The sequence below is a fragment of the Streptomyces sp. NRRL S-340 genome, assembly GCF_000720185.1.
Classification (GTDB): domain Bacteria; phylum Actinomycetota; class Actinomycetes; order Streptomycetales; family Streptomycetaceae; genus Streptomyces.
Genome location: NZ_JOIY01000044.1, coordinates 62,879 through 78,263 on the forward strand (window position 1 = coordinate 62,879; position 15,385 = coordinate 78,263).

At 72.0% G+C, this 15,385-nt stretch carries 11 protein-coding genes and 1 pseudogene; 7 read left to right on the forward strand and 5 right to left on the reverse strand.

Going from position 1 to position 15,385, the window contains the following annotated elements; genetic code table 11:
* The first annotated feature begins 34 nt into the window (after nucleotides 1-34).
* Complete coding sequence (locus tag IG64_RS29795) at nucleotides 35-2,785, forward strand: bifunctional YncE family protein/alkaline phosphatase family protein (protein ID WP_037861788.1); 2,751 nt, start codon at nucleotides 35-37, stop codon at nucleotides 2,783-2,785.
* A gap of 103 nt (nucleotides 2,786-2,888) precedes the next feature.
* On the opposite strand, the gene IG64_RS29800 is transcribed toward IG64_RS29795, so the two are convergent.
* Nucleotides 2,889-4,331, reverse strand: coding sequence for an MFS transporter (locus IG64_RS29800; protein ID WP_037861789.1), 1,443 nt, complete (start codon nucleotides 4,329-4,331; stop codon nucleotides 2,889-2,891).
* A gap of 206 nt (nucleotides 4,332-4,537) precedes the next feature.
* On the opposite strand from IG64_RS29800, the gene IG64_RS29805 reads away from it, so the two are divergent.
* Nucleotides 4,538-5,425 carry a helix-turn-helix domain-containing protein gene (locus tag IG64_RS29805; RefSeq protein WP_037861791.1) on the forward strand — a complete coding sequence of 296 codons (888 nt, stop codon included), beginning with the start codon at nucleotides 4,538-4,540 and terminating at the stop codon, nucleotides 5,423-5,425.
* Between the two features lie 141 nt (nucleotides 5,426-5,566).
* Here IG64_RS29805 and IG64_RS29810 read toward each other — a convergent pair whose 3' ends face one another.
* Nucleotides 5,567-5,935: an ArsR/SmtB family transcription factor gene (locus IG64_RS29810; protein WP_037861795.1), complete on the reverse strand. Its 369-nt coding sequence runs from the start codon at nucleotides 5,933-5,935 to the stop codon at nucleotides 5,567-5,569.
* Between the two features lie 110 nt (nucleotides 5,936-6,045).
* On the opposite strand from IG64_RS29810, the gene IG64_RS29815 reads away from it, so the two are divergent.
* Nucleotides 6,046-8,028, forward strand: a complete 1,983-nt coding sequence (locus tag IG64_RS29815) for a heavy metal translocating P-type ATPase (RefSeq protein WP_037861798.1) — start codon at nucleotides 6,046-6,048, stop codon at nucleotides 8,026-8,028.
* Nucleotides 8,029-8,128: 100 nt separating this feature from the next.
* Here IG64_RS29815 and IG64_RS29820 read toward each other — a convergent pair.
* The 3 genes and pseudogenes from IG64_RS29820 to IG64_RS29830 all read right to left on the reverse strand — a co-directional run.
* Nucleotides 8,129-9,229 (reverse strand): annotated as a pseudogene (locus IG64_RS29820) (pectate lyase family protein); the annotation flags it as partial.
* Between the two features lie 181 nt (nucleotides 9,230-9,410).
* Entirely contained in the window at nucleotides 9,411-10,640 is a 1,230-nt protein-coding gene (locus tag IG64_RS29825; protein ID WP_037861802.1) for a right-handed parallel beta-helix repeat-containing protein, read from the reverse strand.
* Nucleotides 10,641-11,076: 436 nt separating this feature from the next.
* Nucleotides 11,077-12,018, reverse strand: a complete 942-nt coding sequence (locus IG64_RS29830; protein ID WP_107474399.1) for a LysR family transcriptional regulator — start codon at nucleotides 12,016-12,018, stop codon at nucleotides 11,077-11,079.
* Between the two features lie 293 nt (nucleotides 12,019-12,311).
* Here IG64_RS29830 and IG64_RS29835 point away from each other — a divergent pair, with 293 nt between their 5' ends.
* From IG64_RS29835 to IG64_RS29850, 4 genes are all read left to right on the forward strand, one after another.
* On the forward strand, nucleotides 12,312-12,953 hold the full coding sequence (locus IG64_RS29835; protein ID WP_051813485.1) for a hypothetical protein: 642 nt from the start codon (nucleotides 12,312-12,314) through the stop codon (nucleotides 12,951-12,953).
* Nucleotides 12,944-13,375, forward strand: a complete 432-nt coding sequence (locus IG64_RS29840) for a tautomerase family protein (protein WP_037861804.1) — start codon at nucleotides 12,944-12,946, stop codon at nucleotides 13,373-13,375. The genes IG64_RS29835 and IG64_RS29840 overlap by 10 nt, the downstream gene beginning before the upstream one ends.
* A gap of 201 nt (nucleotides 13,376-13,576) precedes the next feature.
* Nucleotides 13,577-13,939, forward strand: coding sequence for a YciI family protein (locus IG64_RS29845; RefSeq protein WP_037861805.1), 363 nt, complete (start codon nucleotides 13,577-13,579; stop codon nucleotides 13,937-13,939).
* A complete protein-coding gene (locus tag IG64_RS29850) occupies nucleotides 13,936-15,189 on the forward strand; it encodes an RNA polymerase sigma factor (protein WP_037861806.1) in 1,254 nt (417 codons plus the stop codon). The genes IG64_RS29845 and IG64_RS29850 overlap by 4 nt, the downstream gene beginning before the upstream one ends.
* Nucleotides 15,190-15,385 lie beyond the last annotated feature (196 nt).

Genomic DNA, 15,385 nt, shown 5'->3' on the forward strand with positions numbered 1-15,385 from the left:
CCCCGACGCTCCCGATTCCCGAAGGAATGACCTCATGCAGACAACACGCCGCCGCCGGCAGGCGGAGAAGAAGTACTACGACCTGCTGGGCAGACGTGTCAGCCGCCGGGCGACGCTGGTCACGGCATGCATCGCCACGGCCGCCCTGGCCACCGGGACGGCCGTGGCCGACACCCGTCCCTTCGGCACCGACCAGGTCGGCCAGGTCACCGGCAAGGGCCAGGTCGTCTCCGCCGACCAGTACATCGCTCCGTACGGCCACCGCCTCGTCATCGACGACGGCAAGATCATGTCGTCGGCGGTCAGCCCGGACGGCGCCCACCTCGCCGCCGCGGTCACCGACGGCGACGCCGCGCTGGTCGTGGTGGACCTCGCGACCGGGCGGGTCAAGCAGCGGGTCGGCACCAACGCCGCCGACGACCTGCGCATCGCGAACAGCTCCGTCGGCCAGGAAGGCCCGGCGTACTCACCCGACGGCAAGCAGCTGTGGCTGGGCCAGGCCGACGGCTACACCAGGTTCACCGTGACCGCGGACGGCACCCTCGCCGACCCGGTGACCGTCAAGATCCCGGCCGACGGCGGCAAGCAGGCCCTGGTCGCCGCGGCGGTCTTCTCCGCCGACGGCTCCACCGTGTACGCCGCGGTCAACGGCCAGAACCGGGTGGTGGCCATCGACGCGGCGACCGGGACCGTCGAGCGGAGCTGGGCGGTGGGCAACGCCCCGCGCGGCATGGCCCGGGTGGGCGGCAAGCTCTACGTCAGCAACGAGGGCGGCCGGCCCGCGAAGGCGGGGGACTCCACCCTCAACTCCTACGGCACCCAGGTCCCGGCAGACCCGAAGACCGGTGCCACCACGACCGGCACGGTCAGCGTCATCGACCTGGCCGACCCGTCCGCCGCCGTCGCCACCGTCGGCGTCGGCCTGCACCCCACCGCCGTGTACGCCCGGCGCGGCGCGGTGTTCGTCACCAACACCGCCGACAACAACGTGTCGGTCATCAGCACGGCCAACGACAAGGTCGTCCAGACCATCTCCACCCAGCCGTGGCCGGAGGCCTCGGTCGGCTACGAACCCGACGCGGTGACCCTCACCGACGACGGCCGGCTGCTGGTGACGCTCGGCCGTGCCAACGCCGTCGCCGTCTACCGCTACACCTCCGCACAGGAGCCGGTCAGCTACGTCGGCCTCCTCCCGACGGACTACTTCCCCGCCGAGATCACCACCGTCGGCAAGAAGGTCGTCGTCTCCAACACCCGCGGCATCGACGCGCGTCGCCCCGCCGCCGCCGGCCACGGCACCCATGACACGACCTCCAGCCTGACGCAGTTCACCCTGCCCAGTGACCGTGTCATCCGCGCACAGACCGCCAAGGTCTTCCGGCAGAACGGCTGGAGCGCCGGTTCCGTCCGGCTGGCCCCGGGACACGGCCACACCAAGGCGCAGCCGGTCCCGGAGCGGATCGGCGACCCGTCGACGATCAAGCACGTCTTCCTGATCGTCAAGGAGAACCGCACCTACGACCAGGTCCTCGGTGATGTCGCCAAGGGCAACGGGGATGCGTCGCTGGCGCAGTTCGGTGAGAACGTGACGCCCAACCAGCACGCGCTGGCCGAGCAGTTCGGGCTGTACGACAACACCTACGACATCGGCACCAACTCCGCCGAGGGCCACAACTGGCTCATGCAGGCGGACAATCCCGAGTACACCGAGTCCTCGGCCGGCGAGTACAAGCGCAGTTACGACACCGAGGACGACGCCCTCGGCCATCAGAAGACCGGCTTCCTGTGGACGGGAGCGCAGGCGGCCGGCAAGAGCGTACGGGACTTCGGCGAGTTCCAGCAGTTCCTGACCAAGCCGTCCGGCGCCAGTTGGCAGAACCTGTACTGCGACGCCAAGAACATGGACGCCACCGGCCAGGCCACCGCCTACCCCCTGAACTCCTCCTCACCGATCCCGTCGCTCAACAGCGTCTCGGTGCCCGGCTTCCCGAAGTTCGACACCGGCGTCCCGGACCAGTACCGGTACGAGATCTGGAAGAAGGACTTCGAGAAGAACGGGCCGGCGAACCTGAACATGTTCTGGCTCTCCAGCGACCACACCGGCGGTCCGGCGAGCCCGGCCGCCCAGGTCGCCGACAACGACCTCGCCACCGGCAGGATCATCGACAGGATCTCGCACAGCAAGTACTGGAAGGACTCTGCGGTCTTCGTCGTCGAGGACGACTCCCAGGCCGGCCTGGACCACGTCGACGGCCACCGCGCCCCGGTGCAGATCGTCAGCCCCTGGGTCCGGCGCGGCACCGTCGACAGCCGCTACTACTCGCAGATCACGATGATCCGCACCATCGAGCAGATCCTCGGGATCCACCCGATGAACCAGAAGGACAGCGCGGCCACCCCCATGCGGGGCGTGTTCACCCGGCACCCCGACTACCGGCCGTTCACCGCCCTGCCCAACCGCACCTCACTGACCGACGGCCTGAAGACCCCGCCGGCCTGCGGCGTGGACACCCCCGCCGCGCAGGACCGCAAGGCGGCGGCCGTACCGCCGGCGGAGGTGCCGGCGGACAAGAAGTCGCTGGCCGCCGCGTGGGACACCTGGAAGTCCCGGCAGCGCCTGACCGGTCCCGACGCCGTCCCCGACTACGCCAACCCGGCCCAGATGAACCACCTCACCTGGTACCAGACCCACAACTGGGCCCGTCCGTACCCCGGTGAGAAGAAGATCTACGCGCCCAACGACGTACCCGGCGCCTACATCCCGTCGCCGGAGTCCGACGGCTGACCCACGCCGCGCACCACCGAGGACCCCTGCCGGGCCGGCCGCCTGTCAGGGGTCCTTCGCGGATACCGGGGGGCGTCGCGTGCTCACCGCCGGGCAGGACGCGCTACCTGGTGGTGCGGGCGCGCAGGAACAGGGCGCTGGTGAGGGCGGCGACGAGGACGAGAGCGGTGTCGGCGGCGACGGCGGTCCGGATGCCGCCGAGGACGCCGGTGACGGTGGTGGTCGTCATGGCGCCGGTGGCGACGGCACTCATGACGGGGGTTCCCATGGTGATGCCGATCTGCTGGCTCATGGTGGCCAGTCCGGTCGCCATGCCCTGTTCGTGGTCGGGCAGACCGCTGGTCGCGGTGACCATGAAGCCGACGATCAGGAGCATGTTGCCGACGCCGCCGACGAACGTGGCGGGCAGCAGCAGGGCGAGGCTGTGGGCAGTGGTGCCCAGGAGGAGCAGGGCGGCGGTGGCGACGGTCTGCACCAGCGCGCCGGTGACCAGGGTGGCGCGGGTGCCGGTGGCCGCGATGACGCGGGGTGCGACGGTGCCGCCCAGGACGGTGCCCAGGCCCAGGACGCCGAAGGACAGCCCGGCCGCCAGCGGTGAGAAGCCCAGGACCTCTTGCAGGTAGAGGGTCATCAGGAAGACCAGGGAGGTCTCGGTGACGAAGGCGAGGACGCCCGCGACGTTGCCCCAGGCCACGCTGCGCCGGGCGAGGACGCTGACCGGGACCAGCGGGGCGGGGCTCTCGCGTTCGACGAAGTAGAACGCGACCAGCAGGAGCACGCCGGTGGCCAGCACGGCGAGGGCGGTGGGGTCGGACCAGCCGTGCCCACCGGCCCGGGTGAAGCCGAAGACCACGGCGAGCAGACCGAGGGTGACGCTCAGGGCACCGGGCAGGTCCAGGCGCGGACGGACCCCGGGGCGGGACTCGGCCAGCACCATCGGGGCGATGACCAGCACGGCGGCGGCGACGGGCACGTTGATGAAGAACGACCACCGCCACGACAGCAGGTCGGTCAGCACGCCGCCCAGGACGGCGCCGGTGGTGAAACCGGCCGACATCAGGGCGCCGTTCAGGCCGAGGGCCTTCTCCCGCAGCGGCCCCTCCGGGAAGGAGGTGGTCAGCAGCGACAGACCGGCCGGGGTGACCGCCGCGGTCGCGAGTCCCTGAAGGACACGGGCGAGGACGAGTACCTGCGGGCTGGTGGCCAGACCGCCGGCCAGCGAGGCCAGCCCCAGAACGGCCAGGCCGGCCAGGAACAGCCGGCGTCGGCCGAACAGGTCCGCGACCCGGCCGAAGAGCAGGGTGAAACCCGCCGCGCACAGCGCGAACGAGGTCGCGATCCACTGCAGGCCGCCCAGCGAGAAACCCAGGCCCTCGCCGATCACCGGCAGCGCCACGTTCAGGATCGAGAAGTCCACCGCCAGCATGAACTGCGCGACCAGCAGCACCACCAGCGTCAGCCGCATCCGGGACGTCAACCGGCGCGGTCCCGGGTCACCCGGACCACTCGCGACAGCCTTCCCGGCCACACCATCGACAACAGACATGAGATTCCCTTCGAGAAGCTTCGACCGGGGGAATCCTGCGCCGCCGGCCGGCCGCCACCCAGTCCCCGAAGAGGACTCCCCGCCCGCTGACGAGGCGTGCGGTGGGTGGTCAGAACATGACCACCCAGGGCGGGAAGCACGCGGGCGCCGCGTCCGTTGGACCCAGGGCACGGTTCACTTCACCGGATCGACTGGGAGAGCACCTCATGCCTGACTTCTCCGAGCTGAGCGATTTCCTGCGCAGCCGCCGAGCAGCCCTGACGCCCGAGGAGATCGGGCTTCCGCAACTGGCGGAACGACGCAGGGTGCCCGGTCTGCGGCGCGAGGAAGTGGCGTTGGCGGCAGGCCTGAGCGTCACCCACTACACCCGGCTCGAGCAGGGCCGCGTCCACCAGGTCTCCGACTCCGTGCTCCGGGCGATCGCCCGCACCCTGCGCCTGACCCCGGACGAGTCCGGCCACCTCATGGATCTCGCCCGGCCGGAGGCGATCACCTCCCGGCGTGCCCAGACCCCGCGGACCTCCGGCGCCGCTCCCGGTGTCCGCCAGCTCATCGACACCTTCACGGACACCCCCGCCCTGGTCCTGGACCGGCGCAACGACATCCTCGCCTGGAACGCCATGGGCCATCTCCTGCTGGCCATGCATCTGCCCTTCGACGCGCCCGGGCAGCGGGACCGCCGGCCGAACCTGACCCGGATGCTGTTCCTGGACGAGCACAACCGCGACCTCTACCCGCGCTGGCACGACGAGGCCCAGCTCGCGGTGGCGTCGCTGCGGCTCGTCGCCGGCCGTCACCCCCACGACAAGCAGCTCGCCGAACTCATCGGCGAACTCACCATGAACAGCGAGGAGTTCGCCCAGCGCTGGGCCCGGCACCCGGTGCGGACGTGTGTCGCGGGCACCAAGGAGATCGACCACCCTCTCGTCGGTTCCATGGAACTCTCCTTCCAGAGCCTGCTGCTTCCGGAGGCGGCCGGGCAGCGCGTGATCGCCTACACCGCCCGGCCCGGCTCGAGTTCGGACGCGGCCCTGCGGCTCCTCTCCTCCACCCTCTGCGTCCCCAACACGAGCGTCCCGACGAACCTCGACTGACGCCCGGGCAGTGCGACGGCACAACGCGCACGACCGGCACATCCCGTGCGACGGCCAGGTCGCCGCGGGACGCACCGGAGCCGGGCGGCTTGCGGTCGGTAGGGCGGCGTAGAACCTCGCCCACGGCCGGGGCCAGGACGCCTACTGAGCGGGCAGGGCCGTGTCGCTCAGGCCGAGGCGGAGGTGTTCGACGTGGTAGAGGGCCTGGTCCAGGAGTTCGGCGACGTGGTTGTCGTAGAGGGCGTAGACCACGGAGCGGCCCTTGCGGGTGCCGGTGACGAGGCCGAGGTTGCGCAGCAGCCGCAGCTGGTGGGAGCAGGCGGACTGCTCCATGCCGACCTCGGCGGCCAACTCGGTGGCCGGCAGGGGGCCTTCGCGCAGGCGGGCGAGGATGAGCAAGCGCGAGGGCGTGGCCAGGGCCTGGAGGGTCGTGGCGACCTTGGCGGCGCCGGCCGCGTCCAGGCGTGTGCGCGGGACGTTGCTGGAAGGCGGTGCGGCTCCGTGACCCATGCGTCCATGGTACGCCGCCCGATGAACACATGAATCAATGTTCATTCGTTCCTGTTACGGTGGTGGTGCCGGACGCGCTGCGCGTCACCGCTTCTCCAGGGGCTGCCTCGATGTCTTCCACTCTTCTCCGCCCGGCCTCATCCGGCGGCGCCGCCCGCGGCACGGTGGTGCCGCGGCGCCGTACGCGGATCCTCGCCCTGCCCGAGGCCCGCTGGGCGGCCGCGGCGCTGGTGCTGTTCCTGGCCGCGCTGCCGCTGTACCTGACGGGGGCGCCGGCGTGGTCCTGGGCGCCGCTGTTCGCGCTCTCCTACGCCACCGGCGGCTGGGAGCCGGGCTGGGCGGGCCTTCAGGCCCTGCGGGAGAAGACCCTGGACGTGGACCTGCTGATGGTGGTCGCCGCGCTCGGGGCGGCGGCGATCGGGCAGGTCCTGGACGGTGCGCTGCTGATCGTCATCTTCGCCACCTCCGGCGCCCTGGAGGCGATCGCCACCGCCCGCACCGCCGATTCGGTACGCGGTCTGCTCGATCTGGCCCCCGCGACAGCGACCCGGCTCGCCGACGACGGCACGGAGGAGGCGGTCCCCACCGAGCGGCTGGCCGCGGGCGACGTCGTCCTGGTGCGGCCGGGGGAGCGGATCGGTGCCGACGGCCGGGTGCTGGAGGGGGCGAGCGAGGTCGATCAGGCCACCATCACCGGCGAGCCGCTGCCGGTGGCCAAGCAGGTGGGCGACGAGGTCTTCGCCGGTACGCTGAACGGCACCGGCGCGCTGCGGGTGAAGGTGGAGCGGGACCCGTCGGACTCGGTGATCGCACGGATCGTGGCGATGGTCGAGGAAGCCTCCGGGACCAAGGCGCCCACCCAGCTGTTCATCGAGAAGGTCGAGCAGCGCTACAGCCTCGGCATGGTCGCCGCCACCCTCGCCCTGTTCGTCCTGCCCCTGCTCCTCGGCGCCGGGCTGCGGCCGACGCTGCTGCGCGCGATGACGTTCATGATCGTCGCCTCGCCCTGCGCGGTGGTGCTGGCGACCATGCCCCCGCTGCTGTCGGCCATCGCCAACGCCGGCCGCCACGGCGTGCTGGTGAAGTCCGCGGTGGTCATGGAACGACTGGGACAGGTGGACGCGGTCGCCCTGGACAAGACCGGCACGCTGACCGAGGGCACCCCGCGCGTGACCGGCCTCCGCCCGCTGGCCGCCTCCGGCCTGAGCGAGGAGGAGCTGCTGCGGCTGGCGGCGGCCGCCGAGCACCCCAGCGAGCACCCGCTGGCCCGCGCGATCGTGGACGCCGCCCGCGCCCGCGGCCTGGACATCCCCCCGGCCGAGGATTTCGCCTCCACCCCCGGCGCGGGGGTGAGCGCGCGGGTCGGGGGCCGCACGGTCGCGGTCGGCAGTCCCGCCCGTCTGCTGGACCCCCGCGCCGGGCACCGGGCCGCCTCCGTGGCCGCGGGGCTCGAGGAGGAGGGCCGCACGGCCGTACTGGTCACCCTGGACGGCACGCCGGCGGGGGTGCTCGCCATCGCCGACCGGCTGCGTGCGGAGGCCGCCGCCACCGTGACCGCGCTGAGGGAACTGACCGGCACCGCACCGGTGCTGGTCACCGGGGACAACCCGCGCGCGGCGGCCCGTCTGGCGGCCGAGGCCGGCATCACCGACGTCCGCGCGGGCCTGCTGCCGCAGGACAAGGTCGCCGCGGTGCGGGAGATGGAGCGGGCCGGGCGGAAGGTGCTGGTGGTCGGCGACGGCGTCAACGACGCCCCCGCGCTGGCCGCCGCGCACACCGGCGTCGCCATGGGCCGGGCCGGCTCCGACCTGGCCCTGGAGACCGCCGACGCGGTCGTGGTCCGCGACGAACTGGCCACCGTCCCCGCCGTCGTCCGCCTGTCGCGCACCGCTCGTCGCCTGGTCGCGCAGAACCTGGTCATCGCCGCGGTGTTCATCACCGGCCTGGTCGTCTGGGACCTGGCGGGCACACTGCCCCTGCCGCTCGGTGTCGCCGGCCACGAGGGCTCCACCGTCATCGTCGGCCTCAACGGCCTGCGCCTGCTCGCCGACGGCGCCTGGCGCCGCGCCCGCGCCGCCGGGGAACCGCGGTGAGCCCCGGCGGCAGCGGGCCGCGCTGCCGCCGGGGACGGCCGGGGCGGTGACGCTCACCCCGGCCGTCCGGGGCCGCCGGGGGTGCGGGCGTCCGCCGTCAGCAACCGCCGTTCGACGTGAGCAGCCCCGTGCCGGCGCCGGCCGTCCGGCTCACGACGGCCGGCACGCACCTGGCCGCGTCGAGGGTGTAGGAGTAGGGGATGGCGACGGTGGTGCCGGACTGCGGGTCCGGGCCGGCCGGGTGGTTCTCGCTGCCGGGGGCCGACCAGGTCACGTTGTCGTAGATGTTGCCGCTGACCTGCCAGTAGCCGGCCTCGTCGGTGTAGAAGGTGCCCAGGACGTCCTTGGAGTCCTTGAAGTAGTTGTTGTCCACCTTGGCGTGGGCCCCGGCCCGGGAGTTGATGCCCGACTTGTGGAGGTTCACGTAGTAGTTGTCGTAGATGTGGGCCGTGCCGCCGCGCAGCAGCGGGGCGCGGGAGTCCAGGTTCTCGTACAGGTTGTGGTGGTACGTGATGAAGGTGCTCGTGAGGTCGCTGTCGCTGTGGCCGACGAGACCGCCGCGGCCGGAGTCGCGCAGGACGCTGTAGGACAGCGTCACGTACCGGGTGTTGTTCTTCAGGTCGAAGAGGCTGTCGTACCCCTCGTCCTCGCCGCCCGACGCTTCGAGGGTGACGTGGTCGACCCAGACGTTGTGGACGTTCTTCTCCATGCCGATGGCGTCCCCGCCGTTGGACACCGGCGAGCCGGACTTCTTGACGTCGCGGACGGTGACGTTCTGGATGACGATGTTGCCGGCCTCGCGGACATGGATGCCGAGCTGGTCGAAGACGGCGCCGCTGCCGACCCCGACGAGGGTGACGTTGCTGATCTGCTTCAGCTCGATCACGTCGTCGGCGGTGTTGCAGCTTTTGCCGGACACCTGGCTGGTGTTGCCGTGGTTGATGGTGCCCTCGACCTCGATGACGATCGGGGTGCTGCTGCCGGCCCGGTCGCACAGCGCCGCGTTGATCTCGGTACCCGTGGTGGCCCGCACCGTCTGGCCGCCCGCGCCGCCGGTGGTGCCGCCGTTCTGGCTCGCGTAGCCCGAGGCCCCGCCGGCCGCCGCCGACGCCTCGGGTGCCGACAGGGCCGCGCCGCCCGCGGCCACGAGGGTCATCGTGGCCAGCGCCGCACCGACCCGGGACATGACCGGTCTGCTCATCGGCATCTCCTCATCTCCTTGTCTCCTCACCGGTTCTCGCCGTCTCTTCATCGGTTGCCGCCGCCGCGGGGCCGGAGCCTCGCGGCGGCGCCGAACACGTCGTACGGGCCCGTGCGGCCGTGTCACCGGGCAGGGCCGGCGGCGTGCGCCCGGGGCCTCGCGGCCCGGGGCGACCGCGTCGTCACGGGGTGACCGCCTTGCCGCCGAAGGTCACGACGAGGCGGCCGTCGGAGGCGAAGGACCAGCCCAGGGCCCCGGTGTAGGAGGAGCAGCGCGACCCGTTCGAACCGAGCCAGAACTGGTTCGAGGCGTCGGCGTCGGCGTCCGTGCCGATCTTGTCGTTCGTGCCGCTGCCGCTGCGGCACGAGGTGTTGTTGCGGAACACCGAAGTCCCCTCGTCGAACGCGAAGTTGCGGACGCCGTTGTCGACACTGGCGTTGTTCGAGACGGTCATCGTCCCGGGGTTGCTGTTGTAGGTGAAGCCGTGGTGGCCGTTGCCGTACGCCACGTTGTGCCGGACGATGTGGTCGACCTCGATGCCGGAACCGCCGAGCTTGTAGCCGTTGCGGTCGCCGTTCTTGTTCTGGGTGCCGTCGGTGAGGGTGCCGTTGCCGTAGGAGAGGGAGTACTCGATGGTCACCGGGCCGATGGCGCCGGTGTCGGTCTTGGCGTAGAGGTCCCAGCCGTCGTCGATGTTGTGGTGGGAGACGTCGTAGCGGAAGACGTTCCCGGTGCCCGTGGTGAGCTTCGCGGCGAAGCCGTCGGCGTTCTCGCCGGAGGAGTCCTTGTTGTCGTGGGACTCCGAACTCACGACGAGGTTGTTCGACGGCCACTGGGACTTGGGGGTGCTGGAGGCGATCCTCCCGAGCTGCAGTCCCGTGTCACGGTTGTACGCCGTCACCACGCGCTCGACGACGTTGTTGCTGCCGCCGACGTAGATGCCGTTGTCCCCGGCGTGCTGGACGGTCAGGCCGTACAGGTGCCAGTAGTCGGCCATCAGCTGGAGCCCCCGGTTGGAGGAGCTCTCGCTCTGCGCCGAGAAGTCCAGCACCGGCTTCTCGCCCGGGTAGGCGGACAGGGTGGTGCGGGCCCCGGAGGTGCCGTTGTCGCCGGCCGGGACGGTGATCGTCGAGGAGTACTTGTATGTCCCGCCGCGCAGGTAGATCGTGCCGCCGGAGGTGATCCGGCTGATCGCCGAGGTGAGCGTCGTCGGGGCCGACTCAGTTCCGGCCGCGCTGTCCTTGCCGTTCGGCGCGACGTAGAGAACGGTGCCCGACGCCGTCACGGCGCCGGCCGCCCCGGCGGGCGCGGCGTCGCCGTGGACGGAAACGGCCTGCGCCATGGTGCCGGACAGCGTGACGAGCGCGCCGGCCAGCAGGCCGACCGATGCGATTGCGGCTCTCGAGTGCATTGCGTGTCTCCTTGGCCGTGGGGATGCGCGCGGGCGGTCGCCGCCCTTGGGGTGGGGCGTCGTTCCGGAAGGACCGAGGGGCTGTCCGGGCCCTTGAGGTTCACCCGCGCACCGCTGGGGAAAGCGCTTGCTGGAGAAAGCTAGAGGCCTGCCGTGACCGCGTCAATAATCCTGTACGTTGAACGCCGTTCACATTACTGAACCTTGGCGTTCGGGCTGCGGGTGTGAAGTCCCGTGCTGATGACGGGTGTTGAGGCCGCCGAGGGGGAGTCGCCCGACCGTGCTCACACAGACTCCGTGTTCAACAGAGTGACCCGTGCTGCGGGCTCAGCAGCGTCCGGCCTTGCTCGTCCGCCGGATCACCGGCGGACGAGCAAGGCGGCCGGATCCGCCGTTCGCCGGGCCGCCGCGCCTCCGGGATCGGCGCGCGCCACGATCAGCCGGCGGGGTCGCTGAGGTCGCTGAGGTCGCTGAGGTCCGCGAGGTCGGCGGCTTGGCGGCGCAGAGCGCGTGCCAGCGCCTGCACGGGCGCCCCGGCGGGGCCCGGCATGCGCACCAGGCTGACGCGTCGTACCTCCTCCGCGACGCCCTCGACGGGTACGACGCGGACCCCGGGCGGGAGGACGGGCAGCAGTGCCGGCGTCGCCGTGGTGATGCCGGCACCGGCCGCGACCAGGTGGAGTTTGGTCAGCCAGTCGCGGGCGGTGTGACGGACCCGGGGCCGCCCGGGCAGACCGGGCCAGACGCCCAGTACGGGCTCGTCCGCGCTGCCGGCACCGGCGATCCATGGTTCGCGCGCGATCTCCTCGACGCTGACGCTGTCCCGTTCGGCGAACGGGCCGTCGGCCGGCACCACCACGGCCAGGCGCAGTTCCAGCAGCGGTTCGACGCTCAGGGGCGGATCGTCCGTGTCGGGCGAGCGGTGCGGTGGCCGGGAGGAGAGGAGCGCGAGATCCAGGGTGCCGGCGCGCAGCGCGCGCACCAGCGAGGGAGTGCTGCCCTCACGCGTCGTCACCTCCAGGCGAGGGCGCTCCTGGCGCAGCATCGCCAGGGCATGGGGCACGATCACCGCACCGGCGGTGGGGAAGAAGCCGAGCCGGACACGGCCCCTGTCCACCTCCTCCGTTCCGCGCAGCTCCCGGTCGGCGGCCTCAAGGGCATCGAGGGCGACGACGGCGTTCCGCAGGAGGACACGGCCTGCGCCGGTCAGCCGGACACCGCCCGCGTGGCGGTCGAAGAGCCGGGCGCCGCTCGCCTGTTCCAGCGCGGCCATCTGCCGGGAGACGGCCGACTGCGTGTACCCGAGCGCGTCCGCCGCGGCCGTGAAGGTACCCCGCTCCGCCACCTCCCGCAGCACCCGCAGCCCGACCAGCGTCATCTCCATGAGGTCTCCGTGGGACAGCCATGAGCAGTGAGCCGGCCCCGGCAGCGAGGCGGCCCGAGCACCGAGTCGGAGTGGTGGGTCAGTGAGCAGTGAGTCACCGGGAGCATCGAGTCCGTCAGGGCAGTGGGTCGGTCAGGGCATCGAGTCGGTCAGAGCATCGAGTCAATCAGAGCAGTGGGTCAGTGTGAGCAGTGGGTTGCTCCGGGCGGTGTCATGAGTGATCGGAATGCCCATCATGCCGAACATTCGTTGGCGGAATACCCGTCCGCCTTCCTAGCGTGGAGGGCATGAACGACGACCCCCCTGACACGGCATCCGGGCTGGGCGGCCGGTTGCCCCTCCTTCCTCCCGACGGCCTCGACGAGGCGCAGCGCGCACTGCGCGACCGTCTGCGGGCCACGCGGGCGCGCGACGCACAGGAGGCGGGCTATACGGCCGTCCTGCCCGACGGGCGGTTCATCGGCCCGTTCAACGCCCTGCTGCGCACTCCGCACCTCGCCCGGCCTCTGCTGGAGTGGGCCCGGGCGCTCACCCGGGCCGGCATCGCGGCGGACGTCCGAGAGACCGTCATCCTCACCGTGGCCGCCCACTGGCGGGCCGAGTACGCGCTGTACGCCCACGCCGCGGCGGCCGGGAAGGCCGGGCTGCCCGCTCCGGCCATCGCGTCGTTGCTCCGAGGTGAGGCCCCCCGCGGGCTGCGCCCCGACGCTGAGCTCGCGCACCGCCTGGCCGCCGCCCTGGTCCGCGACCACCGCGTGCCGGACGGCCTGTACGACGAGGCATCGGCCGCGTTCGGCACGAACACTCTCATCGCCCTGGTCGGCCTCGTCGGCCAGTACCTCAACACCTCGGCCCTGCTGGCCTGCTTCCAGGTACCGGCACCGGACGACGACCAGAAAGAGAAGGAAGGCGGCAGCCCATGCCTCTGATCAACATCTACCTGCGCCAGGGAACCCCCGCCGAGTACCGCCGGAACGTGTCCCTGGGCCTGCACAAGGCGATGGTCGACGTGCTGAAGATCCCCCAGGACGACCAGTTCCACGTCTTCCACGAGGTCCTGCCCGACAACTTCCAGATGCAGCCGGTGGTGTTCGGCCTGCGCCGCACCGAGCGGGCCATGCTCATCCAGTTGTCCTTCAACCACCGCACCGCCGAGCAGAAGGCCGAGCTGTTCCAGGCGGTCGTCGACAACCTCCGGCTCTTCGCCGACGTCCCCGAAGAGGACATCCTGATGATGATCAACGAGACGGCCAGGGAGAACTGGTGGGCCGCCGGCCGCGTCGTCAACCCCGCCACCGGCTATGACGAGCGGATGGAGGAAGACCTCACCGGTACCGGGGCCGCGAGCTGAGGCCGACGCCGACGGCTGCCCTGCCGGGGAAAGGCCAGGTAAGTTGATCACCCGCGTCACGAGGGGGCGTGGGACGGCCCTCGGTCCCGCGGAAGAAAAGCCGGAGAAAGCCGTCGCCGGATGTCGAGGGCCCGTTCCCGGCTCCGACTGAGGGGTGACAGCGCGCCGACGGGGCGCGCGGGACCGAAGGGGACACCCGGGATGAAGTACGTCGCGATGATCTACGGCAACCAGGCCAAGTGGGACTCCTTCCCGGCCGAGGACTGGCCGGAGGCCATCGCCGCGCAGGAGGCGTTCAACAAGAAGTACCGGGAGACCGGAGAGCTTCTGGGCGCCTACGGCCTGGCGGACGCGGCCAACGCCCAGCTCGTGCGCCGCGAGGGCGGGGCCCCGGCGGTCACCGACGGCCCCTACCTGGAGACCAAGGAGTACATCGCCAGCTTCTACCTGCTCGACTGCGCAAGCCAGGAGCGCGCGCAGCGGATCGCGGCGGAGATGCCCTTCGCCGACGTCGAGCCGGTCGAACTGTGGCCCGTCCTGCACGAGTCCGCGGCCGACCTGTGACCGTGGACCACGGCGTCGAGGACCTGCTGCGCGAACTGGCGCCGCAGGTCCTCGGCGCACTGCTGCGCAGGTACGGCACCTTCGACGCCTGCGAGGACGCCGTCCAGGAAGCCCTGCTCGCCGCAGCGCTCCAGTGGCCCGCCGAAGGGCCGCCGGACAACCCGAGGGGCTGGCTGGTCACCGTCGCCTCCCGCAAGCTGGTCGACCAGGTGCGCAGCGAGCAGGCACGCCGGCGCCGTGAGGACCGCATCGCCCTGGCCACCCCGCAGTCGGAACTGCTCAGCCGCGCCGCCGACGCCGATCCGGCCACCGACAGGGACGACTCGCTCGCCCTGCTGTTCCTGTGCTGCCACCCGGCGTTGTCCACGCCGAGCCGGATCGCGCTGACGCTGCGCGCCGTCGGCGGCCTGACCACCGCCCAGGTCGCCGCCGCCTTCCTGGTCCCGGAAGCGACCATGGCCCAGCGCATCAGCCGGGCCAAGCAGACCATCAGGACCTCCGGCACGGCGCTGCGCATGCCCGAGGCGGCCGAGCGCGGCCGGCGGCTGGACGAAGTGCTGCACGTGCTGTACCTGATCTTCAACGAGGGATACACCACCACGGACGGCGCCGACCTGACCGCGCCCGCCCTGTCGGCCGAGGCGATCCGGCTCACCCGGCTGCTGCACCGCCTGCTGCCCGACGACACGGAAACGGCGGGCCTGCTGGCGCTGATGCTGCTCACCGACGCCCGCCGCCCCGCCCGCATCGGCGCCGGCGGCGACCTGGTGCCGCTGGCGGAGCAGGACCGCGGCCGGTGGGACCGCCGGCTCGTCACCGAGGGGATCGAGCTGATCAGCAGGACCCTGCCGCGGGGGCGGACCGGCCCGTACCAGGTGCAGGCCGCCATCGCCGCCGTCCACGACGAGGCGGAGCACGTCGACGCCACGGACTGGCCGCAGATCCTCGCCCTGTACGAACTCCTGGAGCACCTCGCTCCCAACCCGGTGGTCACCCTCAACCGTGTGGTCGCCCTCGCCATGGTGTACGGTCCCGCCGCCGGACTCGACCTGCTCGCCACCCTGCGGTCCGACAAGCGCATGGCACGCCACCACCGCCTGCTCGCCACCACAGCGCACCTCATGGAGATGCTCGGCCGCCACGACGCGGCGGCGGACGCCTACCGCGAGGCCGCCCGACGCGCCACCAGCGCACCGGAACGGCGCCACCTGGCCGCCCGCGCGGCACGGCTGTCACCGGGACCGGGTTGACCGGCAACGGCCGGGCCGCCGGACCGGCACGCGGCCCCGGCGAAGGCGCCGGTTACGGTCGGACCCCCACCCCGGCGCGAAGGGCGCCCGAGCCCGGTGCGGCGCGGTGCGTCGCGGGGCCACCGGGAGCGGGAGGCCCGGCCCCCGCACGGAAGGCCTCCTGGCCTGGTGAGCGGGCCGGGCGACCGGTGCGGAC